Annotated in this window: 27 protein-coding genes, 1 tRNA gene, 1 pseudogene and 1 other annotated feature; of the genes and pseudogenes, 11 read left to right on the top strand and 18 right to left on the bottom strand. The window is 43.9% G+C overall.

The genetic code is table 11. From position 1 onward, the window contains the following. Window positions 1-88: 88 nt before the first annotated feature. The gene (locus PSE7429_RS09325; RefSeq protein WP_009626896.1) at window positions 89-538 is read right to left on the bottom strand and encodes a DUF3531 family protein; all 450 of its coding nucleotides are present in this window, start codon (window positions 536-538) and stop codon (window positions 89-91) included. Window positions 539-1,038: 500 nt separating this feature from the next. Here PSE7429_RS09325 and PSE7429_RS09320 point away from each other — a divergent pair, with 500 nt between their 5' ends. Beyond that, window positions 1,039-2,538: an LCP family protein gene (locus PSE7429_RS09320; RefSeq protein ID WP_009626895.1), complete on the top strand. Its 1,500-nt coding sequence runs from the start codon at window positions 1,039-1,041 to the stop codon at window positions 2,536-2,538. Window positions 2,539-2,689: 151 nt separating this feature from the next. Here PSE7429_RS09320 and PSE7429_RS09315 read toward each other — a convergent pair whose 3' ends face one another. Then, complete coding sequence (locus PSE7429_RS09315) at window positions 2,690-3,517, bottom strand: SDR family oxidoreductase (protein ID WP_009626894.1); 828 nt, start codon at window positions 3,515-3,517, stop codon at window positions 2,690-2,692. An 85-nt stretch (window positions 3,518-3,602) separates the two neighbouring features. Then, window positions 3,603-4,259: an SDR family oxidoreductase gene (locus tag PSE7429_RS09310; protein ID WP_009626893.1), complete on the bottom strand. Its 657-nt coding sequence runs from the start codon at window positions 4,257-4,259 to the stop codon at window positions 3,603-3,605. A gap of 573 nt (window positions 4,260-4,832) precedes the next feature. Here PSE7429_RS09310 and hemB point away from each other — a divergent pair. The 3 genes from hemB (at window position 4,833) to PSE7429_RS09295 (ending at window position 7,722) form a co-directional block, all read left to right on the top strand. Further along, complete coding sequence (gene hemB / locus PSE7429_RS09305) at window positions 4,833-5,825, top strand: porphobilinogen synthase (protein WP_009626892.1); 993 nt, start codon at window positions 4,833-4,835, stop codon at window positions 5,823-5,825. A 14-nt stretch (window positions 5,826-5,839) separates the two neighbouring features. Beyond that, entirely contained in the window at window positions 5,840-6,556 is a 717-nt protein-coding gene (locus PSE7429_RS09300; protein ID WP_009626891.1) for a pentapeptide repeat-containing protein, read from the top strand. A gap of 68 nt (window positions 6,557-6,624) precedes the next feature. Further along, a complete protein-coding gene (locus PSE7429_RS09295; protein ID WP_158467625.1) occupies window positions 6,625-7,722 on the top strand; it encodes a tetratricopeptide repeat protein in 1,098 nt (365 codons plus the stop codon). A gap of 84 nt (window positions 7,723-7,806) precedes the next feature. Here the strand turns inward: PSE7429_RS09295 and PSE7429_RS09290 are convergent, their stop codons facing one another. Continuing rightward, window positions 7,807-9,411 carry a glycoside hydrolase family 10 protein gene (locus PSE7429_RS09290; protein ID WP_009626889.1) on the bottom strand — a complete coding sequence of 535 codons (1,605 nt, stop codon included), beginning with the start codon at window positions 9,409-9,411 and terminating at the stop codon, window positions 7,807-7,809. A gap of 109 nt (window positions 9,412-9,520) precedes the next feature. Between PSE7429_RS09290 and corA the strand changes: the two genes are divergently transcribed. The 5 genes from corA to PSE7429_RS09265 all read left to right on the top strand — a co-directional run bounded on the left by corA (window position 9,521) and on the right by PSE7429_RS09265 (window position 13,974). Then, window positions 9,521-10,684 carry a magnesium/cobalt transporter CorA gene (gene corA / locus PSE7429_RS09285; RefSeq protein WP_009626888.1) on the top strand — a complete coding sequence of 388 codons (1,164 nt, stop codon included), beginning with the start codon at window positions 9,521-9,523 and terminating at the stop codon, window positions 10,682-10,684. 192 nt (window positions 10,685-10,876) lie between these two features. Next, the gene (locus tag PSE7429_RS09280) at window positions 10,877-11,629 is read left to right on the top strand and encodes an RsmE family RNA methyltransferase (RefSeq protein ID WP_086004258.1); all 753 of its coding nucleotides are present in this window, start codon (window positions 10,877-10,879) and stop codon (window positions 11,627-11,629) included. 47 nt (window positions 11,630-11,676) lie between these two features. Then, entirely contained in the window at window positions 11,677-12,102 is a 426-nt protein-coding gene (locus PSE7429_RS09275) for a secondary thiamine-phosphate synthase enzyme YjbQ (RefSeq protein ID WP_173400657.1), read from the top strand. After that, entirely contained in the window at window positions 12,103-13,446 is a 1,344-nt protein-coding gene (locus PSE7429_RS09270; RefSeq protein ID WP_009626885.1) for a gluconeogenesis factor YvcK family protein, read from the top strand. Window positions 13,447-13,530: 84 nt separating this feature from the next. After that, window positions 13,531-13,974, top strand: a complete 444-nt coding sequence (locus tag PSE7429_RS09265; protein ID WP_009626884.1) for an ATP-binding protein — start codon at window positions 13,531-13,533, stop codon at window positions 13,972-13,974. A 130-nt stretch (window positions 13,975-14,104) separates the two neighbouring features. Here PSE7429_RS09265 and PSE7429_RS09260 read toward each other — a convergent pair whose 3' ends face one another. The 14 genes and pseudogenes from PSE7429_RS09260 to PSE7429_RS09195 form a co-directional block, all read right to left on the bottom strand. Next, window positions 14,105-14,332: a hypothetical protein gene (locus PSE7429_RS09260; protein ID WP_009626883.1), complete on the bottom strand. Its 228-nt coding sequence runs from the start codon at window positions 14,330-14,332 to the stop codon at window positions 14,105-14,107. A 34-nt stretch (window positions 14,333-14,366) separates the two neighbouring features. After that, window positions 14,367-16,307 (bottom strand): transglycosylase domain-containing protein, encoded by a 1,941-nt coding sequence (locus PSE7429_RS09255; RefSeq protein ID WP_009626882.1) that lies wholly within the window; start codon window positions 16,305-16,307, stop codon window positions 14,367-14,369. A gap of 125 nt (window positions 16,308-16,432) precedes the next feature. Then, window positions 16,433-16,705 (bottom strand): annotated as a pseudogene (gene hisE / locus PSE7429_RS09250) (phosphoribosyl-ATP diphosphatase); the annotation flags it as partial. Window positions 16,706-16,847: 142 nt separating this feature from the next. Next, window positions 16,848-17,237 (bottom strand): 50S ribosomal protein L7/L12, encoded by a 390-nt coding sequence (gene rplL / locus PSE7429_RS09245; RefSeq protein ID WP_009626880.1) that lies wholly within the window; start codon window positions 17,235-17,237, stop codon window positions 16,848-16,850. A gap of 134 nt (window positions 17,238-17,371) precedes the next feature. Then, window positions 17,372-17,899 (bottom strand): 50S ribosomal protein L10, encoded by a 528-nt coding sequence (rplJ, locus tag PSE7429_RS09240; RefSeq protein WP_009626879.1) that lies wholly within the window; start codon window positions 17,897-17,899, stop codon window positions 17,372-17,374. 74 nt (window positions 17,900-17,973) lie between these two features. Then, window positions 17,974-18,108: a sequence feature (ribosomal protein L10 leader region), on the bottom strand. A gap of 127 nt (window positions 18,109-18,235) precedes the next feature. Then, the gene (rplA, locus tag PSE7429_RS09235) at window positions 18,236-18,949 is read right to left on the bottom strand and encodes a 50S ribosomal protein L1 (protein WP_009626878.1); all 714 of its coding nucleotides are present in this window, start codon (window positions 18,947-18,949) and stop codon (window positions 18,236-18,238) included. A 101-nt stretch (window positions 18,950-19,050) separates the two neighbouring features. Continuing rightward, on the bottom strand, window positions 19,051-19,476 hold the full coding sequence (gene rplK / locus PSE7429_RS09230) for a 50S ribosomal protein L11 (protein WP_009626877.1): 426 nt from the start codon (window positions 19,474-19,476) through the stop codon (window positions 19,051-19,053). 44 nt (window positions 19,477-19,520) lie between these two features. Next, window positions 19,521-20,162, bottom strand: a complete 642-nt coding sequence (gene nusG / locus PSE7429_RS09225) for a transcription termination/antitermination protein NusG (RefSeq protein ID WP_009626876.1) — start codon at window positions 20,160-20,162, stop codon at window positions 19,521-19,523. After that, entirely contained in the window at window positions 20,162-20,413 is a 252-nt protein-coding gene (gene secE / locus PSE7429_RS09220) for a preprotein translocase subunit SecE (protein WP_009626875.1), read from the bottom strand. The genes nusG and secE overlap by 1 nt, the downstream gene beginning before the upstream one ends. A 103-nt stretch (window positions 20,414-20,516) precedes the next feature. Further along, window positions 20,517-20,589 (bottom strand) — tRNA-Trp (locus PSE7429_RS09215). Window positions 20,590-20,689: 100 nt separating this feature from the next. Beyond that, window positions 20,690-21,052, bottom strand: a complete 363-nt coding sequence (gene rplS, locus PSE7429_RS09210) for a 50S ribosomal protein L19 (protein ID WP_040687955.1) — start codon at window positions 21,050-21,052, stop codon at window positions 20,690-20,692. A 183-nt stretch (window positions 21,053-21,235) separates the two neighbouring features. Further along, window positions 21,236-21,658: a type II toxin-antitoxin system VapC family toxin gene (locus PSE7429_RS09205; RefSeq protein ID WP_009626873.1), complete on the bottom strand. Its 423-nt coding sequence runs from the start codon at window positions 21,656-21,658 to the stop codon at window positions 21,236-21,238. After that, complete coding sequence (locus tag PSE7429_RS09200) at window positions 21,655-21,879, bottom strand: hypothetical protein (protein WP_009626872.1); 225 nt, start codon at window positions 21,877-21,879, stop codon at window positions 21,655-21,657. The genes PSE7429_RS09205 and PSE7429_RS09200 overlap by 4 nt, the downstream gene beginning before the upstream one ends. Window positions 21,880-22,093: 214 nt before the next feature. Then, window positions 22,094-22,945, bottom strand: a complete 852-nt coding sequence (locus PSE7429_RS09195) for a tRNA (5-methylaminomethyl-2-thiouridine)(34)-methyltransferase MnmD (RefSeq protein ID WP_009626871.1) — start codon at window positions 22,943-22,945, stop codon at window positions 22,094-22,096. Between the two features lie 138 nt (window positions 22,946-23,083). Here PSE7429_RS09195 and PSE7429_RS09190 point away from each other — a divergent pair, with 138 nt between their 5' ends. Together PSE7429_RS09190 and PSE7429_RS09185 are read left to right on the top strand one after the other, a co-directional pair. Then, window positions 23,084-23,491, top strand: a complete 408-nt coding sequence (locus PSE7429_RS09190; protein WP_009626870.1) for a hypothetical protein — start codon at window positions 23,084-23,086, stop codon at window positions 23,489-23,491. A 12-nt stretch (window positions 23,492-23,503) separates the two neighbouring features. Further along, window positions 23,504-24,064 carry a hypothetical protein gene (locus PSE7429_RS09185; RefSeq protein WP_009626869.1) on the top strand — a complete coding sequence of 187 codons (561 nt, stop codon included), beginning with the start codon at window positions 23,504-23,506 and terminating at the stop codon, window positions 24,062-24,064. Window positions 24,065-24,506: the final 442 nt, after the last annotated feature.

The raw sequence follows: 24,506 nt of genomic DNA, 5'->3' as shown, positions 1-24,506 counted from the left end.
AAAAAATATCAGCAACTTTTTGCAAGTGTTGCTTCGCAACACTTGCAAAAAGTTGCTGGGTTTGGATTTGAGCGCAAAGCGCTGTAATTTAGCGATCGTAGTCTTCGTCGTCTAAGCTTTTAGGCTCGACCAACCAGTCAGAATTTTGACCGCCAATAATAACTTCCTCGATCGCTACATATTCCTTGTCAAACTGACGCAAGGCATTAACTAAGATATCGATCGCGATCGCATCGGTCGTCCCTAAGTCAACCCAACAACGCGCCCATTCATTTTCGTATTCGAGATCGGTCATATTATGCATGACTGACATCATCTCGTCCTCGGCAGCTTGGTTGTCATAGTCGAAGTAACTGACATCCACACCCGTTTCCTGTACCTGCATATTACAAGCATTGAAGCCACCTAATTTGCCCAGTAAAAACCAAGAATTAAATACTTCGTCTAAGAGTTGCTTCTCTGACTGAGAGGGAACCTCATTAAATTTTATCCAGATCCATAAATCAAACCAGTCGCATTCTCGAAATCTAACTTCCATAATCAACTTGCAGACCTTGCAACAATCTCAATAAAAACAAAAAGGACATACCCAACTTATATTAATTCGCTTACTAATGTGGCTGGGTGCAATTAAATATAAACCCCCAAAAGCTGTAGAGGACGCTGTGCTTGCTCTACAGCTTTTGGGGGTTTACTTATGCCCAGCTACTTATTGTCACACTTTCGTGAATTGGTATAGCCCAGTTAATTTTAGGTTCATTTCACAAGTTTTGCCCCAATCGGATAATCCCTAAATTGGCAAATATGTAGTATTATCCGACCAAATATCCTGCATAATCTGTCAAATTAATTTGATTCCGCACAATAGACTACATTGCCGTTTGTAATAATAATTTACGTTACAATGCTAAAGTTGGATGAAAATTAGTCTGCGAAGCTTAAGAACCCTGTAGCAAACTCTTAAGTGAGAGTTAAGTGAGAGGGGCAAATTACCAAAAGCCCTAAAATCAAAACTCGTATTGAGTACCATCCCCGCTCATGGATGGGCGATCGCTGAAGTCAACGTTCAGTCGTGAGGAGTATTCCCTACCTGTGGCAACAAATCCCATCAATCTAGGTAAATCTGATTTGTCAAACAAGTCACCGAAGCCCAAAGTGGCTTCAATCAAACATAAATGGACACTTTTTGTAGTGTTATTTGTGGCGCTTTTGTCAGGGGGACTAGGTGCAGGCTTAGCATTTGTCTTAAGTAGCAGACCTTTTCAGCAGCACCAACTATCAGCAGATGAAGCCGCAGTATTTAATCGTAACTCCGAAGGCATGACCTCGGCGATCGCAGGAGTACCAACGCTAAACCGTCCAGTTAACATCTTGGTGTTAGGGACGATCATGCTTACCTCTGACCTACCTGATGCCCAATCTCGACCTAAAGGTAAATATTTAGCCGAGCTAGACGACAATCTCAACGGCATGAGTGACGCAATGTTACTGCTCCGTTTCGACCCCTCTACCAAAAAGGTTGCCGTTCTATCAATTCCCCGCGACAGTCGTGTGAATATTCAAGGAGTCGGCAAAACAAAGATCAATTTTGCCAACTATGCAGGTGGGGCAGCTCTATCGGCACAAACTGTCAGCCAAGTACTTGGTGATATTCCGATCGATCGCTACATTCGTTTTAACGTCAATGGCTTTGGCAAATTAATTGATGCCCTAGATGGGATTGATGTATATGTGCCGAAAAAGATGAAATATCAAGATGACAGCCAACATCTATATATTAATCTCAATCAAGGACAGCAAAAATTAAACGGGAATAAAGCGATTCAGTATATGCGCTATCGCCATGACGATCTGGGCGATATTGGGCGTGTCCAGCGTCAACAGGCTTTTTTCCGTGCCTTTATCGATCAAAAGCTTAAGCCTGAAAGCATCACTAAATTACCCGAAGTACTAGCGATCGTAAAAGACAATATTGATACCAATCTATCTGTAGAAGAGTTTCTGGCGATCGCAGGCTATACCTCGAAAATCGATCGAAAAAACATTCAGATGCATATGGCTCCAGGAAGATTTAGTAACCCTGGAGAATTTGATAATCTGAGCTACTGGATTTTAGATAATCGCCTGCTTGCCAAGATCATGAACCAGAGTTTTGGAGTCATGAAACAAGCTGAGGTAAGTGCATCCGATGATTCTCCCCAAAGTCTACGGGTGGCGATCCAAGATAGTATGTCCCAGCCTGAAGGCTCCAAGAAGGCAACAACGGTTTTATCTAAAGCGGGATATGCCCAAGTATTTCCTGCCAGCGATCGCTGGACAAAATCCATCGCTAAAACCCAGATTATTGCTCAAAATGGCGATCGCGAAACTGCCGAGAAACTTCGCGATGCCTTGGGGATTGGGGAAGTAGTTGTTGAGTCAACAGGTGATATTGAGTCAGATATTACCGTGAGGATTGGCAAAGACTGGTTACTGTCCAATAATATTCCTCTCAAACCAGTTACCACCACAAAACCAAAACCAATATCAGGAAATTAAGCATAAATAAGTAGTGGGCGGTGCGGAGCACCGTCCACTACTTATTGAACTTTGATTAAAACCCAAGAAGAAAATGGCGGCGCGAAGCGCCGCCATTTTCTTCTTGGGTTTTGATTGGGCGATAACAATAGCTATCAATAGCTATTGTTATCTAGACTTTTGTTGACTGGCGCACGATTTTAGTAAATATAAAATCAGGCAAAATCTTCCGTAAAAATAATAATTGCTTAGCCAAGGGATCGGCTGGATAACGCAGCTTCCATGATTTATCCGTACTTGCTAGATAGATCGTTTTGGCAACCACTTCAGGAGGGGCTCCTGTTGTACCAATGCGATCAAGGTTGCTTAACACCCGATCGCTAAAGGGCTGATATTCTGGAAAACCAGCATTGCTTGCGCGATCGGACGATCGCTCGTAGAAATCAGTTTTGATCGGACCAGGTTCGATAATTTTGACACGAATATTAAAGGATAGGAGTTCATGCTGCAAAGCTTCAGAGAATCCTTCCACAGCCCACTTCGTAGCATGGTAAAGACTATAAAGGGGAAAGGCGACGCGTCCACCAATGGAAGCTACATTAACGAGTACTCCTTGCTGGCGATCGCGAAAATGGGGGAGGATAGCCCGCGTAACCGCCATTAATCCAAAAACATTCGTATCGAATTGACGCTGGATTTGCTCAGGCGTAGAAGCTTCAAAAGCTCCTAACGTGGCATAGCCTGCATTATTTACCAACACATCGATCGTACCAAACCTAGCGATCGCCGCCGCAATTGCTTCAGCAATCGAAGTCTGGTTAGTTACATCTAACGCGATACAAACTACCCGATCGAGCTTGGCTAAGCTATCGGTTCTATTTATTTCTCGGTCAGGCGATCGCATGGTGGCAGCGACATTCCAGCCTTGTTTCTGGAAATACAAAGCCGTTGCCCGGCCAATTCCCGATGAGGTTCCAGTAATCAATACAGTTTTAGCCATTTTTGCTTGGTTTGATTGTACGGTTTAAGTGCGTGGCTCTTACTTTAATTCACAAAAGTGTTGTCACACTTTTGTGAATTAAAAACTAAACCATCGCAAACAATTCTGTGATCGGGCGATCTTGGATTGCCTCCTGAGTAACAATTTCGACAATCTTATTCTGGGCTGCTTCTACCAATAAAGCATCCACGGCAACCTGCGCCACCTTAGTACGCGAGATACTCCCCTCAAATAAAGTATCCGCACTGGACAAGACCAACCCACCCTGTTTCTCATAGTTAAGCAATCCCCCAGGACGGACGATCGTATACTTCAAACCACTGTCTTGTAAATATTGCTCCACTTGCTTTTTCCAAAATAGAACTAGCCAGAAGAGGTTTAAAGGATGCAAAAATTTCGATACGCAAAGGGAAGAAATCAGCACAAAACATTTGATATCCTTCGACTTCGCGGCCTTCACTAAATTTTTGGTGCCGATATAATCCACCAGATAGGGCTCCATGAAGTTAAGACTCGGCTTTGCTCCCGTCGCACAAATCAGCAGGTCACAATCGGCGATCGCTTCAATCAAGCCATCGGCAAACATAACGTTTCCTAACACTGTTTCCGTCTCTGGGGGCAGGAGTTTTTTCGCAAGTTCTACATCTCGAACTAGGGCTCTCACAGGAATATTCCGCCTTACTAATTCAGCTACGATATGTCGTCCTGTTTGCCCTGTGGCTCCAGCTACAAATACTTTCATTGATATTATCCTTCCAATTTTTAGGGCAGTGCTAAGCGTAAATAAACTTAAAACCGAGAAGAGCGTACCGTCTGCTATGCGGACGGTACGCTCTCTGATTTTAGTTTTTAATTATGCTGAACTGCTTATATCCGAACTAAGTGGCTGGGCATAATTAAGACCTAAAAAGCTGTAGCGCACGCTGCGCGTGCGCTACAGCTTTTTAGGTCTTATATTTAGTTGCGCTTAGCTACTTATCTAGCTACTTATCTATAAGTATAAGGCTAGCCTTTATCAACCATATTCAGACAAATCAAATTCTCAAAAGAACCAATTGAAGCTTTATATGTCCAAATCTGAATAGAATCCCCCACCATAAGTAGTTCGGCATAATTACAAAACAAAACCAGAGAGCATACCGCCCGCGCAGCGGGCGGTATGCTCTTCTCGGTTTTAAGTTTACTTATGCCTAGCTACTTACAAGCATTTTTATGTTTGCCAATCTGGTATAATTGGAATTTAAAAACAAGCGTTTTGAGCGTTTTGATTTGATATCTTTACGCCAAATCTATTAAGAAAAATTAAGAAACATCAATGCTACTCACTCACCGCCCTCGTCGCCTCCGCCGCAATCCTTCTGTTCGCAGCCTCGTGAGAGAGAACCATCTCTCCGTTGATGATTTTATTTATCCAATGTTTGTAATGGAAGGAGAGAATGATCGCGTTGAAATTCCTTCCATGCCCGAAGCCTATCGCTTTACCCTCGATTTACTAGTTAAGGAAGTAGAAGAGATTTTTGCCTTGGGAATTAAGGCGATCGCTCTTTTTCCTGCGGTTCCTGAAGAGAAAAAGGATCTCACTGGTACAGAGAGTTTTAATCCTGAAGGTTTGGCACAGAGGGCAGTCAGAGCGATTAAAGCAGCGGTTCCCGAAGTTATTATCTTCACTGATGTTGCCCTCGACCCTTTCACTACCCACGGGCATGATGGCATCATTGATGAGAATGGCGTAATCCTCAATGATGAGACGGTAGAAGTTCTCGTCAAAATGTCTATCTCTCAAGCTGCCGCAGGAGCTGACTTTGTTTCTCCTTCCGACATGATGGATGGACGCATTGGTGCAATTCGTCAAGGACTAGATGCCAATGGCTTTGAGAATGTGGGTATTCTCGCCTATGCTGCCAAATATGCTTCCGCCTACTATGGTCCTTTCCGCGATGCCCTCGGATCTGCTCCCAAATCTGGGGACAAGAAAACCTATCAAATGGATCCAGCCAATTCTCGCGAAGCAATTAAGGAGGTATATCTAGATATTGCGGAAGGAGCGGATATCGTCATGGTCAAGCCTGCCCTAGCTTATTTAGATATCATCGCTAAGGTAAAAGATGCGACTAATGTACCTGTAGCGGCCTACAACGTGAGCGGTGAATATGCCATGATCAAAGCTGCTGCCCAGCTTGGCTGGATCGACGAAAAGAAGGTCATGTTTGAAACTCTGCTGAGCATGAAGCGGGCGGGAGCGGATATTATCTTGTCGTATCATGCCAAATCGGTTGCACAATTGATTGCTTCGGGTTACCGTCCCTAATCACCCCATCAACCATGAATGCCAAAGAACTTCTTGACAGCTACGCTTCAGGCGATCGCGATTTTAGCAAGCGATCGCTTGTGGGATTAATTTTAACTGGGGCCAATTTATCTGGGGCAAATTTTATCGAGGCGGATCTCGAAGAGATCACCCTCGATATAGCGAATTTAGAAGATGTAGAATTGAATCTTGCCAATTTAAACCGCGCTAATTTGAGTGGCTCGATTTTAATTCAAGCCAACTTGAACGGCACGATTCTGGAACAAGCTTCATTAATTGGGGCGAACCTATCGGAAGCTTTTCTCATCGAAGCCGATCTCAGCGATGCCATTTTAGTTGAGACCAACTTTAGTAATTCGTTTTTGACCAGTGCCAATCTCACGCGATCGCGTCTATGTCGCGCCAATCTATCGAATGCCTTTTTGACTGGGGCTTGCTTAAATGGAGCCGATCTGCGGGGTGCAAATCTCACGGAAGCCGATCTTACGAGGGCAAATTTAACGGGAGCAAATCTGGCTGGAGCCGATCTCAGTCGGGCGAATCTGACTAATGCCAAGCTAAATTGGGCTAATCTTGCGAATGCCAAATTAATCGGGGCGGATTTGACAGGAACCTATCTGTCAACCCTAAGGAGCATTGAGGGCACGGACTTTACTGATGCACGTAACGCACCGAACTCTGTCGATCTGGTTAATCTTGTTAATATAGAAGAGTTAAAACCAGAAGAATAGAATTTTTATCGGCAAAGGTTCTATACCTAAGGATAAAATTCGTTAACGCAAATTAAAAGCTTATGCGCTTGTTTCGTTCACTCCCCAGACTAACTCTCGCTCTAGCCATCGCCTTCGCAGGAGCAATCTCTCTCCCAACTAATGATCGCGCTGATCGCGCCTATGCCCAATCCCCAAAGGATGCCACGGAATGGATCAAACGAGGAAAGCTACTTTGGCAAAGAAATGACATATCAGGAGCTGCCGCCGCCTATCAACAAGCAGCAAATCTCGAACCCAAAAACTCTAAAATTCTAACGAGTCTGGGCTTTTTATTAACCCAACAAAATAACTACTCTGCGGCGATCACGGCTTTGGAAAAGGCTACAAAACTGGACGCAACCAATGCTAAAGCCTTTAATGCGCTCGGTTTTGTCTATGTCCGCATCAAGGATTATCCCAATGCTTTGACAGCCTATCGTCGGGCCATCAATTTAGATCGGCAAAATATTGATGCCTATAACAGTGTGGGTTTTCTGCTGACCGAGCAAAAAAACTACCCTGAAGCGATCAAGATTTATCGCCAAGCGATCGCCGCCGTTCCCAACGAAGCTAAGAGCTACCTGAACTTAGGCTATGTTTTGCAGCTTAAGGGCGATCGCAAGGGTGCTTTTGATATTTACAACCAAGCGGATAAAATTGCCCCTTTCAATGCCGATGTTTTAGTGGCGATCGGGGGATTGTTCGCCGACCAAAATCAAACGGAAGAAGCGATCGCAAAATACAAACGCGCCTTAGAAATCAATCCTCGCCATTTCTCGGCTAATCTAGCTATTTCTAGAGTATTCCAGAGTCAAGGTAATTACGTTGAAGCGATCACGGCATTGCGTACTGCTGCCGCCGCCAAGAATATTTCTTCTAGCAATGCCATCGAATTACAAAAGGGGATTGCCGCTCTCTATATTCAGCAGGGTTCGTTATCGGGGGCGATCGTTGCCTATCGTCAAATTCTCGATATTGATACGGAAGATGCACCGACTTACTTAGCCCTAGGTCAATTATTAGCATCACAACAACGAACGAGTGAGGCGCGGCAAATGCTCGAAAATGCCGAGCGGTTCTTTAATCGACAGGGTAATATCGATGGTCTAGCTCAAGCGCGCAAAGCCCTATCAGAACTCAAGTAATTTTGATAATGGTCGGCGTGCTGCCGACCATTATCAAAAACGGTTTTGGAGAAAGGGTTTGCTACGCAAACCCTCTCTCCAAAATCAATTAGGTATAGTCGCTGACTCTAGTCCTGTAGCCTTACCAGCTTTACGCAGGCGATCGCTTTCAGGTTCAAACCATGCATAGACAAAGTGACTGAAGCAACTAATTTTTGGCTCGATGGCAAGAATAGCTTGCATTTGCTTTTCAAAACTGGGATGCCCGTCAAAACCTTGCCCCCAAGTGCCCGCTAAGACTGGACAGACTAGGGTTTCAGGAGGACTTTGGCGCACGACTTCGGCAACTTGTTCGGCAACGCATTTACCATCGCTACAAAGAGCGTAGGTCATCGGATGACGTTCCATATAGGCAGGAAAACGATCCCAAGGCTGCATTCTCGCCTCATATTTACCATCCTCAACCCGATTGCCATTGGGGAAAAAGACCGTACCGATGGGAATATTATTTTGCTTGAGCGGAGCCGAAATTGTAGAGACAAAATTAATTACTCCCTGATAGGCATGGTTCGTAGCAATATTCCACAATAAACCTTCAGCGATCGTGGCTGTTTCCGCAGGATTTTTGATATTAGTGGGCTTGACCTTGAGGGATTCCGTTAGCTTTTTCTCGGTCTGCACAACATCATCCGCTGTCAAATCCCCTTTTTTGAGATAGATCGCCATCAATTCCCGCACGTTGCGATTATCGATGCTATTGAGCAAAGCCGATCGCGAAGCTGCCCCATGAATCCATAATTGCTTGACATTATCGATTAAATTCCCCGTGGTATTGGTGGGATAGCGCACGTAGTCAAATACCATGCCATCGGGCTGGCGCAGCATCAGGGCTTTAACCGCCGCAGTCAGATCGGCTTTAGCGATCGGGTTATAGGGATCGACAAACAGGTGATCGGCTTCATAGGCATCTTCATAAAAAGCCCGACCATTACTCACCAGCTTGCGATCAAAATTAGTATTGGCAATACTGTTATCCCCATCGCCATTAATTGCCACAACTCCCGATCGCCCCTTAATTTCGCTATAGCCATAGCCAAAGTTCATCGTAAATGACCAACCATAGACCTTGATGCCTCGCTCCTTCCCGATCGCGATCGCTTTTTTCCAGAGATCGTAATCCGCAGGCGCTTCACCCGCATTTACCGCCTCCTCCATCACCGATCGCCAAGGGGTCGGATTATCGGCGACGGGCAGCAAGACCCGTCCATCATAAAAAACTTCGACGAATACTTGGTTATAACCGCGATTCGCCATTCTATCAAATACATCCTCTAACACCCCTGCTTTAGCATCATTAGGATACAGTCTGATCCAAGTTGCTTGAGTTTGCGGTGCAGTGCGATCGCGGCAGGCTTGGAGGTCGGCTTTATGTTTTTGAATAATTCCTTGATATTGGGCTTGATATTGGGCTTTAGCATTCGGATTATTCGTGTTAGCGATCAAAGCTGATTTTCGTAATTCATGTTTGCGCAAAATTTCCGCCTTACTCACATCACAAGTCGGTTTACCCCATAAAATTTGTTCAGGTAAAGCCCCTGCCATCGCTTTTCCCCCCAAACTATTACTTAAACCCAGACTAGCCAAAACAGCGATCGATAGAAAATTAAACCGATCTAGTTTTAGGCTTTTGCGGACTATTTGACATTTCATAAACTTCAGAAAAAATATAAAAAGATGCTGGTGTTGCAAAGTGTTGTGATTCCCACATTTTTATAGACGGACTAGACTTAACAATGTGGCACACTGACAAGTGTATTTCATGACTCGCTTAACCATGCTTCATAACCCCACCAGATTTAAGCCCAGTCCCATTGAAGATGATTCTGATAATGATGATGAATTGGAGTTTTATGACTTTAACGAGCCAGAACCAGGAAGTCCACCAGGAACGTTAATCATTGATGCGGATGCTAGCATTCCCAATATTTTCTTGATTGATTACAATGCGGCGGAAGCTTTGGGGGTTCAGCTTGCCACACCCGAAGATTGTATTCCCTATCTCGATAGTCATTCAGTGTCATGGGTTGATGTCCAAGGTTTAGGCTCTGAAGATGTATTGCAGCGTCTAGGTAAAGTATTTAGTCTCCATGATCTCGTACTGGAAGATATCGTCAATATTCCCCAGCGTCCCAAAGTAGAAAGTTTTGACGATCAAGAACTAATCATTTTGCACATGGTAACTAGTCGCGAAGATGGTAGGGGCTTTTACGACGAGCAAGTCAGCTTAATTTTAGGTAAAAACTATGTCCTAACGGTGCAGGAGGAGCCCGAAAATGACGTATTTGAACCAATCCGCCAACGCATTCATCGTAATCGCGGCGTAATCCGATCGCAAAGGTCAGACTATCTTACCTATGCCCTGATCGATGCGATCGTCGATGGCTTCTTTCCCGTACTTGAGGACTATGGCGAAAGACTTGAAGATTTGCAAGATGAAGTGGTGGAGAAACCCACTCGCCAAACCCTCGATAAAATCCATAAAATCAAGCGCGAACTCTTACTGCTCAGACGGGCGATCTGGCCTCAGCGCGATGCTATCAATGCGTTAATTCGTGAAGAAAGTCCCTTAATCGATCGCGAAGTACGAGTTTTTCTTCGCGACTGCTATGACCACACAGTACAGGTCATCGATATGGTCGAAACCTACCGCGAATTAGCCGCCAACCTCATGGATATTTACCTATCTTCCCTAAGTAATAGCACCAACGAGGTTATGCGTTTTTTAACCGTAATTTCTACGGTATTTATCCCTTTAACATTTGTGGCGGGGGTATATGGCATGAATTTCGATACTGAAATTGGCAATATGCCTGAATTAAAGCTGCCCTATGGCTATGTTCTATGCTGGCTGGGAATGTTGGGAATGTCGGGGGGACTGTTGTTTTACTTTTGGAAAAAAGGATGGTTATTTAGCCCCAAATAATCGTCAAAATACACTGAAGTGAGCCAACACTTCAGTGTATTAAAAAGCAAACCCCGTAAGGTTTTGAGATTCCCAAAATGGCATTGCCATTTTGGGAATTGGTATTATTCACATTTTGCCAATTGAATTTTAATAATTATTCTAAAAAATCCTGTGTTATTGCCTCAACCTCAAAAACGGAGATTGCAAAGGGTGACCTTGCAACCCCATCAAGTCTCGTCAGATTTACAAATCGATAGCCAGATCTCGCTCACATCCGAACAAAGACATTATTTAAGTAATGTCCTCCGCTTAGAAGTTAACGCCGAATTTATTGCTCTTGATCGCCTCGGTGGATGGTGGTTAGCCCAATTAGGCAAAGATTTTAACAAAGCCGATATTATTGCGAAACTAGAAAACAATTCGGAATTAGCGATTCCCATCAGTCTGGGGGTCGCCATGCCCAAGGGTAGTAATCTGGAATCAATCATTCGCCAAACGACGGAATTAGGAGTGCAACAAATTAGTCCATTATTTAGCGATCGCACCATTATTAAATCAGGGACTGAGATCGGCAACCAAAAGCGAGATCGCTGGCAGCGCATCGCCGAGGAAGCCGCCGAGCTATCCCTGCGGAGCCATATACCTGAAATTAAGCCCCCACTAGCATTCTTGGCATGGCTCGCATATTGCGCGACATTACCACCAACTCATGGCAAGTATATTTGTGTAACTACTCCCAATGTGCCGCACTTGCTTACTAGCTTACAAACCACTAATAGTATCGAGCAGGCGATCGTCGCCACTGGCTGTGAGGGTGGCTGGACAACTAGGGAAGAAGAAATGGCGATCGCCGCAGGATTTAGCCCCGTATCATTAGGCGATCGGGTATTATCCGCCATCACAGCCCCAGTGGTAGCATTATCCATAGTTGGCGCATTTTTAGATACCCAAACCCATCACTGATAAACGCTATGAACGCCATGAATGCAAATTCCCTAGAGACCCTGCAAATGCCGCTGCGTATGGTACAGCAGACCATTAACCTACGTACTAATGGCAAAAAATTACACAATATCACCCGTCAAGTGGAAGCAGTTTTAGCCCATTCAGGGATAAGGATGGGATTATGCAATGTCTTCTTGCGCCATACATCGGCAAGTCTGATCATTCAAGAAAACGCTGATCCCGATGTACTGGCGGATTTAGAAACCTTTTTTAGCAAGTTAATCCCTGAAGATGCAAGTCAATATCGTCATATTTCTGAGGGAGTTGATGATATGCCATCCCATATTCGTAGCACCCTTACCAAAACCTCTGAGACAATCCCGATCGCTAATGCTAAACTTGCCCTCGGTACTTGGCAGGGAATCTTTGTTTGGGAACATCGCAATTTGGGACATACCCGCGAAGTGCTGGTACATATTACAGGATGCTAGATGAAGCCCATAAAAAAGCCTCCAGCTAATCGATATCGTCCAACCGCTAAAACTAGCAAGTGGCTGAGGGGATTTCAGTGGTTTTTGCCGGGACTATTGGTTAAACGGTGGCTACTAGTTAGCATCCTCGGAATCTTATTAATCGTGCTGGGAATTGCCATTTCCGCCAGATTAACCCCAATATTATTTCTGTCGCGCCTAATCGGTAATACCCTTGACACCTTGGTCGCGATCCTGCCCCGACATATGAGTGGTCCCCTCGCCCTACTCCTTGGCATCGGGCTATTGTGGCTAGGGCAAAAACGCGCCCTCGGCTCGATCACCCAAGTTTTGATGCCAAACCAAGACAAAGAGCTTTTAGAGTTACTAGTCTCCCACCGCAAACTTAATCGAGGACCTAAAATCGTTACCGTAGGGGGTGGTACGGGGTTATCCAATCTGTTGCGCGGGCTGAAACAATATAGCGCCAACATTACAGCGATCGTCACCGTTGCCGATGATGGAGGCTCCTCAGGAAGATTGCGCAGGGAATATGGAGTCTTGCCGCCTGGGGATATTCGCAACTGTCTCGCCGCCCTTGCCGATGAAGAAAAGCTAGTTACCGAATTATTCCAATATCGCTTTCAAACAGGAGAAGGGCTCACAGGTCATAGCTTTGGCAATCTATTTCTGACGGCAATGAGTGAGGTTACGGGCGATCTCGAAAAGGCGATCGCCGCTAGTTCGCAGGTTTTAGCGGTGCGCGGTCGCGTCCTGCCCGCCACCCTCGATCACATGGTTCTTTGGGCGGAATTTGAAGATGGACGCTATGTCGAAGGAGAATCCCATATCCCCGAAGCCAAGGGCAAAATCAAACATATTGGCTGTAAGCCAGATAACCCCAAGGGTTTGCCCCAAGCGATCGAAGATATTCGGGAAGCCGATCTGATCGTCATTGGTCCTGGAAGTTTATATACAAGCATCATTCCGAATCTACTGGTTCCAGAGATTCTCCAAGCATTAATCGATCGCAATGTGCCATCGATCTACCTTTGTAATATCATGAGTCAGGTGGGCGAAACCGACGGCTATGCTGTATCTGATTATGTACGAGTTTTAGACGAATTAGCTGGGGTAAGACTGTTTGATGTGGTTTTAGCTCAAAGACATCCCCCCTCTGAGCGATCGCTAAAACACTATGCTTCCTGTGGTTCCCACTTTACGGAGCTAGATCGCGACAATCTTGCAAGTATGCGTTGTCCTGTTTTACTTGCAAATATCATGCGAGAAAAAAACAACGGTACCGTATGCCATGACTCAGACAAACTTGCAGGGGTATTAATGCGTTGGTATAACCGTCAATAGCCACAGCAATTTGCAGATTAATAGCCACTAATGCCAAAATTAAATAGTGGCATCTCATCTTAAAAACATCAGATAAAATCATCAGTGTTACAACAGTTTCATATACAAGTTAACAGTGATATTTATGCTCTTGCCAAACTGCAAGAGTGGTTTCAGTTGTTACAAAATTTACTGCCAAAACCAACTTGGATGCAATGCAATCTCGTCTTGGTTGAAGTATTCACAAATGTGGTTTCGTACGCCCATGAGGGGCTGTCTGAGGAAACCCCCATTGATATCGAACTTACCCTTGACGAAACCGAAAAATTTTTAGAAATGCGAATTTGGGATTACGGGGAACCCTTTGATCTTCAGGCTGAAATTGAACGCGCTGCTAAGCAAGCCGAAAAGAACAAGGAATTTGAAAGCGTTGATGATATTCCTACGGGAGGAAGAGGCTTAATCATAGCGAAAACTGTCGCTGACAATCTTCGCTACGAAACGACCAACGATGGTCGCAATTGTTTTGTAATGCTCAAGCATTTCTAAATTTAATTTCTAAATTTCAATAACGTTAATTCGGGTTAATCTGGCAAATTTCAAAATCCCAAAAGTAAAAGCCTTGCGTAGCAAGGCTTTTACTTTTGGGAATTGGTATAACGTATGGAATTTCTCCAAACTAACGCTTTAACCACAAAACAAAGGCGAATAGCCCTACAGGCAAAGTAATCAATCCTAAAGACAACAAATTCATCACCTCTACATCTAAGCCGCTCAGTAACGACCAATAGGGTAAGGCATACTTAATCACCACAGAGGCAATTGTCGAGTAGAACAACAACTGAATAACAAATAACGTCTGAGCCATAGCTTGTGAAAAACTCTGTAGAGGCATAATCAGAGGCATAATCTAAGCGAGAACCGAAAATACAATAGCTAATTTAGTTTTTCTGTGGGGGCTTCTTGCTACCCTCTTTATCTTGAATTTCACTCGGCACGGGGAACTGCTCGATCGGTTGACCTGCTAGAGCTCTTTCCATAAATTTGCGCCAAATTGGGGTTACATATACACCACCAGTGACACCATTTGCCATAGGCGTGTAATCATCATTACCGATCCAAATTGCTACGGCTAACTGCGGCACATAACCGACAAACCATGCATCGCGGAAATCTGAAGTAGTACCCGTTTTACCTGCGATGGGTCTGCCGTCGCTCATTTGCGCCTCAGTTGCCGTGCCATTGGTAACTACTCCGCGTAACGCATCGGTCAGATAGGAAACGGCGATCGGATCGAGGATTAATTCGGGTTTGGGAGTATTATCTAAAACTAGGTTGCCATTGCGATCGGTCACACGGGCGATCAATGTGGTTTTCGACTTGTAGCCACCACTGGCAAAGACGGCATAGGCTCCTGCAACTTCTAGAGGTGTGACATCAGCCGCACCAAGGGGCAAGGAGACAACAGGTTTGAGAGGGCTGGTAATACCTAATTTTCGACAAATAGCGATCACATTTTCAGCCCCAACCTCGATCCCCAACTTCAGAGCGGGAATATTGCGAGAAACGGCGATCGCCTGACGAATCGTAATAGGACCAGAGAACTTATTGTCGTAGTTGCGGGGGATATAGGGTTCATCACCATCAGGAATAGTCATAGGACTATCATCAATCACCGAGTCGGGAGTGTAGTTACCCGTAGCAAAGGCAGCGTAGTACACAAAAGGCTTGAAGGAAGAACCTAGCTGTCTTCTAGCGAGCACGGCTCGATTAAATTGATTTTTGTCGAAGTCCCCAACCCCACCCACGAGAGCTTTGACAAAGCCCGTGCGCGGATCGACTGCCACTAAAGCCAATTGATCGGCATAGGCTCCGCGATCAACTAAATCTTTATGTCCCTCAGCCGCAACCTCTTCGGCAATGCGTTGGAGCTTTAGGTCAATCGTCGTCTGGACACGCAGTCCACCTTGCAAGACCACATCTTTACCGAATTTCTCTTCTAATTCCGCCGTTACCGCCTGTGAAACATAGGGAACACGACTGGCTTCATAGGAAATTCCTTGCTTACGGATGACTATTTTTTGAGCTTTTGCCGCTTTAACTTCCGCAGGACTTGACCATCCCAATTCTAAAAGCCGATCTAGTACTAATCCTTGGCGTTTCTTGGCTTCAGCAAAATTATCAACGGGATTAAATACTGAAGGGGCTTGGATCGTACCTGCAAGCATCGCAGCTTCCCCAAGGGTCAAGTCCGCCGCTGATTTGCCAAAATAATTTTGCGATGCGGTCTCTGCACCATTCGTATTTTTTCCCCAAAATACTTGGTTGAGGTACATTTCAAGGATTTGCTCCTTAGTAAAAACCTGTTCGACCCGCATTGCTAAAACAGCTTCAGCAACTTTTCGGTTCAGACTGCGTTCGTTCGATAGAAATAAATTTTTAACTAATTGCTGGGTTAGAGTAGATCCGCCTTCCACGGTTCCGCCTGCACTAAAGTTAGCTAAGATCGCGCGACCAATGCCGCTGGGATCAACCCCCTTGTGAGTATAGAAGTAGGCATCTTCCATGGCTAAAACCGATCGCTTTAGGTGTGGAGATATGCGATCAAGGGTAACGACTTCGCGGTTAACATCGCCATGTAACCTTGCAATTAACCCACCATTAATATCGTAAATATAGGTGGTTTCAACGGGTACGTAACCTTTCAGAACTCTGACATCGGGCAGATCGCGGAAACTGAGTGCCAATCCCACCAGTCCACCAGCTACCGCCGCACCACCAATCATAATGATGCCTAGTAAAGTGCCACCAACTGCTTTGAGAGTGCCTTTTAAAATACTGCCCGTAAGAGACTGAGAACGCTCTACACTATTTGATGCCACAGCAATCTACCCTTCGATCAATTCATAGGTAATCTTACTTCATTAATAAGTATTTCGGGCAGCAGCATTAAAAAACTACCTCGTATTTTTTTAATGCTACTTTTGCAGTCATGTTTTCAGACTCTTTAGCGCCGCTGAGCCAGCTTGTCGTATACCAATTGCAGATCGACATGGTGGTGGGCGATCGCCACAAGGGTGTGATAAAACAAATCGGCAACTTCCGAAGCGATCGCATCGGGATCTGCATCTTTACAAGCCATAACTACTTCGGCAGACTCTTCGCCAATTTTCTTTAAAATCTTGTTATCACCACCCGCAAATAATTTGCAGGTATAAGAACTTTCTTGCGGATGCTCGCGGCGATCGACAATCACCGCAAATAATTCTGAGAGGGGATCGTTCATAAAACCCAAATACCTATACAAAATAATTGTGAGATGCCAAGCATCCCCCATTAATAATAAAGGCACGCTATGCGTGCCTTTATTATTGTTTTTTATGTTCCGCATTGCGGAACATTAGCAAAGTGAAGCCCAACAATTACTTGATGGAAACCTTACCACCAGCTTCTTCGATCTGCTTCTTAGCAGCTTCAGCATCAGCCTTAGGCAGACCTTCTTTAACGGTCTTAGGTGCAGATTCAACAAGATCCTTAGCATCCTTAAGTCCTAAGCCAGTAATTTCGCGAACGATCTTCAGAACGGCGATCTTCTTGTCAGCGGGAACTTCGTCAAGTACCAAGTCGAAGGAGGTCTTTTCTTCAACTTCTTCAACCGCAGCGCCACCACCAGCAGCGGCAACAACTACGCCACCAACAGGAGCAGCAGCCGAAACGCCAAAGGTTTCTTCGATCGCTTTAACCAATTCAGAAGCTTCAAGAAGGGTCAAAGTCTTTAGTTCTTCAATGATGCTATCGATTTTTGCAGACATAGTTTTTCTCTTTAGTTAATTAGATTGGGTTTTAGGTTTGGTTGCTTTTAGCTTTTAGCTTTTAGCTTTTAGCTTTTAGCTTTCCTTTGTAGAGATTTGAGCTAATAGCTAAGCGCTAATAGCCAAGTGACTCATTAAGCAGCTTCTTTTTCGGAAACAGCTTTGATGGCTCTACCCAGAGATTGAGGAACCTCTTTGATGCCGATCGCGATCTTGGCAGTAACTGCGTTGATTGCCCCAGCAATTTGCGAGATAAGCACTTCCTTAGAAGGGAGATCGGCGATCGCTTGCAAATCCTTTGCAGTCAGCGCACGACCTTCCAAAACACCGCCCCGAAGTTCGGTCTTCTTAGATTCCTTTTGGAAAGCTTGATAAGCCTTAACAGCGCCACCAATGTCTTCTTTGACAAATAAACAAGCTGAAGGACCAACAAGAAAGTCTTCTAGAGACTTCCATTGAGGAGTTTCAGAAATAGCCTGTTTAAGCAAGGTGTTTTTGGTAGTTCTGCACACCGTACCCGTGGGACGGAGTGAGCGGCGGAGTTTGGTAATTTCAGCTACTGTCAAAGTTGAATAATCGATCACCATAACCATCTGAGTTCCTTCAAACTCTTTGGTCATTTCTCCGACTAAAACTTTTTTTTGGTCTAGGGTCTTACCCATATGGTTCTCACCTCCTTGTATTTGGAGTCACTTTAATGGTGTGATGAGCCGTTAAAGTGACTATGTGGATCTTTTAAGCCATTAAAAAAGCCTCGTCTTTTCACAGACCGAGGCTCAAAAAAGCATTCTTTGAAGAATCTTTTTAAAACACCTCGGCAGGAAATTAAGCCATTAGCACCTGCTGTCTATGGATATATTCAGTTGAAGAAATTTCTTTCTAGGCTTATGAACAAATTAAGAGTTGGCTTTACTTACGCTAAGAAATTTTTTCTAATCGGATTCTATTTGGATAGAAATCTCTTAGACAATTCTCTTAGACAATGACTTTAAAAGGCTTTAGGCTTCTGCCAGTTTGAGATCGCGTAGAGCAGCGACATCGACTTCGATCGCTGGACCCATAGTTGCAGATACATAAAGCGATCTCCAGTATCTACCCTTTGCGCCAGAAGGACGATTGCGATCAATCGTTTCTTGCAAAGCTTTGAGATTAGTTAGCAAGTCTTCGGCGGGAAAAGCTGCCTTGCCAAACAGGATATGGACGATACCTGTACGATCAGCGCGGAATTCTAGCTTACCAGCTTTGAACTCATTAATTGCACCACCGAGATCAGTAGTTACCGTACCACCTTTAGGTGAAGGCATCAATCCTCTTGGACCAAGCAATTTACCAAGCTTAGCCACTTGAGGCATCATATCAGGTGTAGCAATCAGCAAGTCAAAATCCATGCGTCCCTTGCTGATCTCATCAATTAGTTCCTCAGAACCAGCGATATCAGCACCTGCGGCAGTAGCTTCAGCAACCTTTTCACCGCGCGCGATGACTGCTACTCGAATTGTCTGTCCAGTTCCCTTAGGTAAGGTTACCGTCGTCCGCAATTGTTGGTCGGCGTACTTCGGATCGATACCCAATCTTACATGCGCTTCGACGGACTCAGGAAACTTAGCGGTTGCAGTGACCTTAACTAGCTCTAGAGCGTCGATAGGTGCGTAAGCCCGATCTTCTACTTTACTTTGCGCTTCTCTTAAGCGCTTTGATACTTTCTTTGCCATGGTTGATCCTTAGGGGTGCGATCGGAAAATTTAATTTCCTCCCCCAACTAAAATTTTTATTTTTGAACTGATGGACGAGAAGACTAGCAAAACTTAAACAATTAAGCGTTGATGGTAACGCCCATGTTCTTAGCAGTGCCTTCAATAATCTTCATTGCCGCATCGATATCATTTGCATTGATATCAGGCATCTTGGTTTCAGCGATCTGACGCAATTGATCTCTAGTAATGGAACCAACTTTTTTACGGTTGGGCTCAGCAGAACCAGAAGAAATGCCAGCAGCTTTTTGAATAAGAACAGATGCTGGAGGAGTCTTCAGAACGAAGGTAAAGCTTCGGTCTTCGTATACAGATATTTCTACAGGAATGACCATGCCTGCTTGATCGGCAGTACGGGCGTTATATTCCTTACAAAACATCATGATGTTGACACCATGCTGACCTAAAGCAGGACCAACTGGTGGAGTTGGGCTAGCCTTACCAGCATTAAGTGCTAACTTGATAATTGCTGTAACTTTCTTAGCCATTGATTTTAGCCGTTAAAAAATCTACAAACCTGCGTTTGAGTGAGTTAGTTTTGCTTTTGTACCTGATTGAACTCTAGTTCTACAGGGGTGTCTCTACCAAAGATTGAAAGAAGGGCTTTTAGTTTACTCCGCTCTGGGCTAACTTCCACCACTTCACCTTCAAAGTCTTTGAAAGGTCCGTTAAGCACTTTAATCTTGTCGCCTTGAGCCATGTTGATTTTGAGAACTGGCTCTTGCTCGACGGTGACACGGAAGATTCTTTCGACTTCTTTCTCGGTCAATGGCCGAGGCTTAACATGTCCGCGACCGCGACCGTAATGTCTTTTTTGTTCTGTACCGACGAAGTTAATAACATGGGGGGTGCTTTTGACAGCAAGCCATGCATCATCATCAACTTCTAACTGCCCAATTTCATTTCTGACAGTTTTAATCTGAATCAGAACATACCCAGGAAAAATTTTTTCCTCAGAGGTCAATCGACTACCATCTTTTCTAAGTTTGACGGTCGGCGTTTGCGGAATTTCAATCTGCTTAATCCGATCCTCTACATCAAGGGTTTTGATGCGTTGTTCTAGACTTGACTTGACCTTTTTTTCACAGCCCGAAGCAATTTGAACGGCGTACCATTGAAACAGTACGTCTCCATTGTCGAAGCTAGATGGGGGGTCGATGTCCTCGGTAAACATTATTGAAACACCTTCAATGCGATCGCCTTAAACAAGGCATCAACCAGATAAACAAAGGTTGCTACTGCAACGATCATCAAAAGAACGGATGCAGATTCACTAATTAACTGCTGGCGAGTCGGCCAAACAATCTTACCGAATTCGGCTTTAGATTCTGCAAAAAGATTAAATATGCCAGAAGAGCCAGATGGGACATCTGATTCATTCTTGGATACTTCTCTTGGTTGCTCTTTCAGTTCGTTTTTCGTCATAGCGGCAACTCTTGCGATTCCTTTGCAATCTTTGTAAATGCGATAGGTTTAAGTACTATCTTGAAAAAACTTGAGTAATTTAAAAATTGTGAAATTGGTGAAGCGCGCCCTGAGGGACTCGAACCCCCGACATCAGGTTTTGGAGACCTGCGTTCTACCAACTGAACTAAGGACGCACGTAATGTAAACAGGATCTTGACGCGCAACTAGCTATATCTAATGTATCGATTGCTATATCAAAATAGTGTTCGATAACTAGTATAACCATAGATGGTTCTATAGTGGGCGATCAAATCGCTGTTTAAGACGAGTTGCTTTACCAACAAGGTCGCGTAAGTAGTAGAGCTTAGCACGACGCACTTTACCGCGACGGATCACTTTGATGCTTTCAATTTGAGGAGAATGCAGCAAGAAGGCTCGCTCAACTCCTACTCCTTGAAATACACGACGAACGGTAATGACAGAGTTAATGCCAGAACCACGCCTTGCAATGATCACGCCTTCGTATGGCTGAGTACGTTCTTTGCCGCCCTCTTTGATCCTAACTCCAACCTTGACAGTATCTCCCACATAAATTTTGGGGAGATCCGTTTTGATATATTCCGCTTCAATTGAGCGTATGATTTCAACAGCGTTCATGAGGAATGCCAAAAAAGTCGCGATCATCTATGTTAGAGCATGATCGATCCAATGTCTATATTTTTTGCAAGTTATTTTTTGTTTTGCTGTGATTGAATTTGCCTATAGCTGCTTATTCCTTCCTCATAAACAGCTTTAATCGACAAAGTGATGGATCATTCCAACGAAAATTTCACAATATTTTTAACTAACCCAAGGATTTACAATTGCAACTCCCGATCCTGAAAAGTCTTTTTCGTTACGAGTAACAAGGGATAAAGAATTGTAAAGAGCGATCGCCGCAATTAGCGAATCCATCATGGGTAATGGTCGCCCCTGTTTTTCCAGATTGCCAACTAGCTCGCCCCATACCAACATCGTTTGCATATCAATACCTAGAATTCTTCCTGCAAAACGATTGGGGAGAGTTTGATCTACCCAGATATATAGGGCTTTTTTGCGTTGAGATGTAGAGAGCTTAGTAATCCCTTTAGTAATTTCACCAATCGTGATCACACTTAGATAAAGTGAATTAGAGTCTTGAGCATCAAGCCAATCCATCACTCTTTGATTAGGTTGCTTGGAAACTAGTTCAGAAATTAAGCAGGTATCGAGTAGATAATTCATAAGATAAATCGATCAGGCGATAGACTGCGATCGCGGCTAAGATCTAACTCTCCATTGGCACCAACTTCAGCAAGTGGTGATTGACGAAAGAAATCAGATAATTTAGTTTCAATGCTGTAATTAGAGGGCTGCTTGGCAAACTGCCAAACCTGCATAAATTTTATGACGTATGCTTCAGGTGCTTGCTCAATTTCGCGAATCAACTGCTCTTTGATGGTCATAATCTGCCCTCTTTTCCTTTTTAATTCTAGTTTAGCTTTTCAAAGTTATGATTCTCACAAGTAATACCAATTCACGAAAGTGTGACAACACTTTTGGGAATTGAAAATTAACACTTAATATTCATAAAGCCACTAAATATTTGCGTTCTTGGGACATAAACTGATCGCATATCGCAGACAATTAATTTCAAACTCATGTCAACGGGTTAATTGCTTATTTTTTATTGCGAAGACTGGAGCTAGGAGGAAGATTACTATTTTTTTGTTCGTTTTGGCGGAGCGCAATAATTTCTGAGGCTGTGCTTTGCAAAGTCCGATCGCGATAGGGGATCGCGGCACGAGTTGAGAGAAATGCGGCTTCGGTGTCGGAGATAGGTGGTAGCGCTGTGGGGGCAAAGGCGGCGATGGTGCTGGGGGATTTGCGTCCGATGGGGGCGATCGCGCCAATTTGCAATCCTGCGGCAAGCATGGCAGCACGAACGGCGGCGGATGAGGAGTAGGTAACGAGATAGCCGTCGGGTTTGAGGCAGTTGGCTAGAAGCTGGATAAATTCGACTGTCCAAAGTTGGGGACAATGGGGCGGTGAGAAGGGGTCGAGAAAAATGGCATCAGCCCATTTTGTAGGCACTTGACCGATGGTTTGACGAGCATCACCGCTCAGGAGTTGTAAGGTGACATCTTTGGTTTCGACCGATCTCTGTTCGACAGCAATCTTGAGAATTTGCGCGATCGCTGGTTCCCAGATATTTACTAAGCCTGCGGCGATCGCCTTTTGGGGAACTTCAAGATTATTTTCAAGCGCGATGATATGTAGATGAGCAGAGGGTTCTGGCAATGCGGAGACACTAGTGATCGCGGCTGCCGAGTTATAACCTAAGCCATAGCAAACATCGAGAATGTTGAGTTGCGTTTGAGATTTGGCTTTTTCGGCAATTTTGGCAGGAATAACAAACTTAGCTTCGGCTTCGTGCTTTGCCCCGTGGGAACTATGAAAGGTTTCTTGAAAGGTTTCTGACCAGAAGGTAACAGACCCATCTTCGGTAGGGAAAAGTGAGAGTTTATCCATGAACTAAGTAAGAAAACAAAAATGCTTTTGCTCTATTTATGACTGCTAATAGGATTTTCGATCTAATCAATAACCTTTGATAGTTTTGATGGGATACAATACAAAAAAATTCATTATTTGGAGATCTTAAATCTAATTATGTTTCAAAAGCCATTCTTTCAATCTCAGTCTTTTGCTGGCTCTGTTGAAGGCACTGTAACGCAATCAGGTAGAGACTCACATATTATTCAAGACAATAATGTTAACCTAAATAAGCCAATTACTACAGATGAAATTTTAAGATTGCTCGGACATATCGAAAGTTTAGTGCATGAATCAACACTACCTGAGAATACATCTAGTAAAGCTATATCACATATTAAGGCTGCCCAAAATGAGGTTCAGCAAGATCAGCCAAGTAAAGACTTTGTGGCTCTAAGTCTCAAACGATTTGTAGATTTATTGAAGGACTCAAACCAAGCTGCTAATGAGTTGCAGAAGTTACAACCTATTCTAGGTAGTGTGGCTAGTTGGCTGGGAGCAGCAAGACAGATTCTAGGTATCTAGATAATATTTAAAATGGACTATTATCATTTTCCTGACTATGAGCCTGAAGATGAAAAAGACAATATTCAAAACCAGAATATTGGAGGTAATGTTTCAAACTCTAATGTAACTCAATCTGGTAGGGATACATACATTAACTCGCAAGTTAATCATACATACTACTACACATTATCTCCTTCAGAGTTCTTAGGAAGCCTAAACACATTAAAAGGCTCAAGAACTAATAATATAATCAATCATATACTTGCCTTTCTTTTACTCTTATGTGTTGGGATAGGATGGTTCTTACTTGGACTATTTACAAATTGCAAATTCCCTTTGCCATATATATTTGATGTAATGAAAGCATTACTTAATCCAAAGAATGAAAATGAGTTAAAGTGCGACGAATACGACCAAAATAATCTTGAAAAAGAGAGATTTTATTACTTACATAATCAAGAATCTCAAATTTGGCTCTTGACTCAGATTATATCTATTTTGTCTGAGGGAAAGCAAGATCCTGAATTGACAATATTAGAGGCTATAGAAAAACTTGAAGATATAAGAGGGAGCATCTCACTAATGCAATGAGTATTTCTACTTATAGATGACATATGAGAAAATGAATAAAAAATGAGGTTAAAAAAGATGACACCCGAAGAAAGCAAAGTTCTAGAAAGAACATCTAAAAGCTGCGGCGGCAATTCTATTGAATAATACCCCAAAAGAAGAGCTAAAAAGCTTTAACAGCATAGAATTAGCAGTCAGAGACCACTTGCTCAAAGAAGTAGCACCAGAGATCGGAAATTTTTTTAAGCAGCAGCAGCAAAACAAGAACAGGAAGAAGCAGAAAGATCCAGACCAGTCTAGGAACATGGCAAATTAGAGTCAAACAAGTTGCACAATTAGGTTTAGAAAAAACGCAGTCGATTGAGTCCGCAGCTAGAAGCAAATTGTCTATTGCTGAGTGCCAACGTTTCTAACGAAATGCGGCTCGGGACTTGCACAAGCTAACGGGAATATACGTTGACCA

Origin of the sequence: Pseudanabaena biceps PCC 7429 (assembly GCF_000332215.1) — a bacterium.
Classification (GTDB): Bacteria; Cyanobacteriota; Cyanobacteriia; order Pseudanabaenales; family Pseudanabaenaceae; genus Pseudanabaena; species Pseudanabaena biceps.
This window is presented reverse-complemented; position numbering and strand designations above follow the sequence as displayed.

Excerpts from the sequence above, each read along its gene's own strand:
- PSE7429_RS09205 (WP_009626873.1), bottom strand. The coding sequence starts at position 21,658 with ATGAATTATCTACTCGATACCTGCTTAATTTCTGAACTAGTTTCCAAG.
- PSE7429_RS09320 (WP_009626895.1), top strand. The coding sequence starts at position 1,039 with ATGGATGGGCGATCGCTGAAGTCAACGTTCAGTCGTGAGGAGTATTCC.
- secE (WP_009626875.1), bottom strand. The coding sequence starts at position 20,413 with ATGACGAAAAACGAACTGAAAGAGCAACCAAGAGAAGTATCCAAGAAT.
- PSE7429_RS09270 (WP_009626885.1), top strand. The coding sequence starts at position 12,103 with ATGAAGCCCATAAAAAAGCCTCCAGCTAATCGATATCGTCCAACCGCT.
- rplA (WP_009626878.1), bottom strand. The coding sequence starts at position 18,949 with ATGGCAAAGAAAGTATCAAAGCGCTTAAGAGAAGCGCAAAGTAAAGTA.
- PSE7429_RS09300 (WP_009626891.1), top strand. The coding sequence starts at position 5,840 with ATGAATGCCAAAGAACTTCTTGACAGCTACGCTTCAGGCGATCGCGAT.
- PSE7429_RS09315 (WP_009626894.1), bottom strand. The coding sequence starts at position 3,517 with ATGGCTAAAACTGTATTGATTACTGGAACCTCATCGGGAATTGGCCGG.
- corA (WP_009626888.1), top strand. The coding sequence starts at position 9,521 with ATGACTCGCTTAACCATGCTTCATAACCCCACCAGATTTAAGCCCAGT.
- rplL (WP_009626880.1), bottom strand. The coding sequence starts at position 17,237 with ATGTCTGCAAAAATCGATAGCATCATTGAAGAACTAAAGACTTTGACC.
- PSE7429_RS09200 (WP_009626872.1), bottom strand. The coding sequence starts at position 21,879 with ATGACCATCAAAGAGCAGTTGATTCGCGAAATTGAGCAAGCACCTGAA.
- hemB (WP_009626892.1), top strand. The coding sequence starts at position 4,833 with ATGCTACTCACTCACCGCCCTCGTCGCCTCCGCCGCAATCCTTCTGTT.
- PSE7429_RS09185 (WP_009626869.1), top strand. The coding sequence starts at position 23,504 with ATGGACTATTATCATTTTCCTGACTATGAGCCTGAAGATGAAAAAGAC.
- PSE7429_RS09310 (WP_009626893.1), bottom strand. The coding sequence starts at position 4,259 with ATGAAAGTATTTGTAGCTGGAGCCACAGGGCAAACAGGACGACATATC.
- nusG (WP_009626876.1), bottom strand. The coding sequence starts at position 20,162 with ATGTTTACCGAGGACATCGACCCCCCATCTAGCTTCGACAATGGAGAC.
- rplS (WP_040687955.1), bottom strand. The coding sequence starts at position 21,052 with ATGAACGCTGTTGAAATCATACGCTCAATTGAAGCGGAATATATCAAA.
- PSE7429_RS09260 (WP_009626883.1), bottom strand. The coding sequence starts at position 14,332 with ATGCCTCTGATTATGCCTCTACAGAGTTTTTCACAAGCTATGGCTCAG.
- PSE7429_RS09275 (WP_173400657.1), top strand. The coding sequence starts at position 11,677 with ATGCCGCTGCGTATGGTACAGCAGACCATTAACCTACGTACTAATGGC.
- PSE7429_RS09325 (WP_009626896.1), bottom strand. The coding sequence starts at position 538 with ATGGAAGTTAGATTTCGAGAATGCGACTGGTTTGATTTATGGATCTGG.
- PSE7429_RS09195 (WP_009626871.1), bottom strand. The coding sequence starts at position 22,945 with ATGGATAAACTCTCACTTTTCCCTACCGAAGATGGGTCTGTTACCTTC.
- PSE7429_RS09290 (WP_009626889.1), bottom strand. The coding sequence starts at position 9,411 with ATGAAATGTCAAATAGTCCGCAAAAGCCTAAAACTAGATCGGTTTAAT.
- rplK (WP_009626877.1), bottom strand. The coding sequence starts at position 19,476 with ATGGCTAAGAAAGTTACAGCAATTATCAAGTTAGCACTTAATGCTGGT.
- PSE7429_RS09190 (WP_009626870.1), top strand. The coding sequence starts at position 23,084 with ATGTTTCAAAAGCCATTCTTTCAATCTCAGTCTTTTGCTGGCTCTGTT.
- rplJ (WP_009626879.1), bottom strand. The coding sequence starts at position 17,899 with ATGGGTAAGACCCTAGACCAAAAAAAAGTTTTAGTCGGAGAAATGACC.